The organism is Salipiger sp. HF18 (genome assembly GCF_011806505.1).
GTDB lineage: Bacteria > Pseudomonadota > Alphaproteobacteria > Rhodobacterales > Rhodobacteraceae > Salipiger > Salipiger thiooxidans.
Genome location: NZ_JAATOS010000704.1, coordinates 1 through 1,618, shown reverse-complemented (window position 1 = coordinate 1,618; position 1,618 = coordinate 1). Strand labels below are relative to the sequence as shown.

Annotated in this window: 1 protein-coding gene; it reads left to right on the top strand. The window is 70.1% G+C overall.

Annotation, left to right across the window (positions count from 1 at the left end; all coding sequences use genetic code 11):
* On the top strand, positions 1-1,618 hold a 1,618-nt coding region (locus tag HC022_RS26100), incomplete at both ends, for an intermembrane transport protein PqiB (protein ID WP_167454318.1).

The window sequence follows — 1,618 nt, the reverse complement described above, 5'->3', positions numbered from 1 at the left end:
GACGTGGCTGGTGCCGATCCTGGCGCTCGCGGTAACGCTCGGCATCGCCTGGAAGAGCTTCTCCGAGCGCGGCTCGCGCATCGAGATCACCTTCGAGAACGCCGCCGGCATCGTCGCCGGCGAGACCTCGATCCGCTACCGCGACGTCGACATCGGCGTGGTCGAGGACGTCGCGTTCTCGTCCGACCTGACCTCGGTGCTGGTGAAGGCGCGGGTCGACAACAACGTGGCCTCGTCGCTGCCCGACGACGCGCAGTTCTGGGTCGTCCGGCCCGAGGTCAGCGCCTCGGGCATCACGGGGCTGAACACGGTGCTCTCGGGCGTCTATCTCGAGGCGGCGTTCGAGCCGCAGGCGGGGGCCGAGGCCACCCGTTTCACCGGGCTCGATTCCGCGCCGCTGGTGAAGCCGGGGATGGAGGGCACGCGCATCGTGCTGCGAGCCGCCAACGGCAGCATGCTCTCGGCCGGGGCGCCGATCCTGCACCAGGGCGTCGAGGTCGGCCGCATCGAGACGCCGAGGCTGCTCGATTCCGGCAAGGGGGTCATCGCCGACGCCTTCATCGAGGCGCCCCATGACAAGCGCATCACCACCGCGACGCGGTTCTGGAACACCTCGGGCTTCAACGTGAACTTCGGACCGGGCGGGCTCGACCTGTCGGTGGGCTCGCTGTCCTCGCTGCTGCGTGGCGGCGTCGCCTTCGACACGGTGTTCTCCGGCGGCAGCCCGGTTGGCTCGCGCTACGTCTTCGACCTCTTCGACGACGAAGGCGCGGCCCGCGACAGCGTGTTCAGCGAGACGCTCGACAACGCCGTGGACCTGGTCGTCGAGTTCGACGAGAGCGTGCGCGGTCTCGAGGCGGGCTCTTCGGTCACCTATCGCGGCCTCAAGGTCGGCTCGGTCACCGGCATCGGTGCCTTCATCGACGACACCAGCGGCCGTCAGCAGGTCAAGCTGCGCGCGTCGATCCAGATCGACCCGCGTTCGCTCGGGCTCGACGCCGACGCGCCGCAGGCCGAGACCATCCGCTTCCTCTCCGAGGCGGTGCAGGGCGGTCTGCGCGCGCGGCTGGCCTCGCCGGGGCTGTTCAGCAGCAACCTGATGATCGAGCTGGCCGAAATCCCGGACGCCGCGCCCGCCGCCCTTGGCATCTTCGACACCGCGGCGCCGGTGCTGCCCTCGGTGGCCTCGGACCTGCCGGATGTCGCGGCCACCGCCGAGGGGCTGTTCAAGCGCGTCGACAACCTGCCGGTCGAGGAACTGATGGACCAGGCGGTCGCCACCCTCCGCGCCATCGAGAGCTTTGCCAGCGACGAGAACCTGCGCAGCGTGCCGGGTGCGGTCACCGGCCTGCTCGACGACGCCCGCGGTGTGATCGGCAGCGACGAGGTCCAGGCCCTGCCGGGCGAGCTCAACGCCACAGTCTTGGAACTGCGCGGCATCATCGAGGACCTGCGCACCGCTGACCTGGTGGGCAAGCTCGCCGAGACGCTGGAAAGCGCCACTGCCGCCGCCGACACGGTGACCGGCGTGGCGGACGACCTCTCGGGCGCCACCTCCGAGGTACCGGCGCTGGTCGAGGATTTCCGCCAACTGGTCGAGAAGGCCAACTCGCTGGAT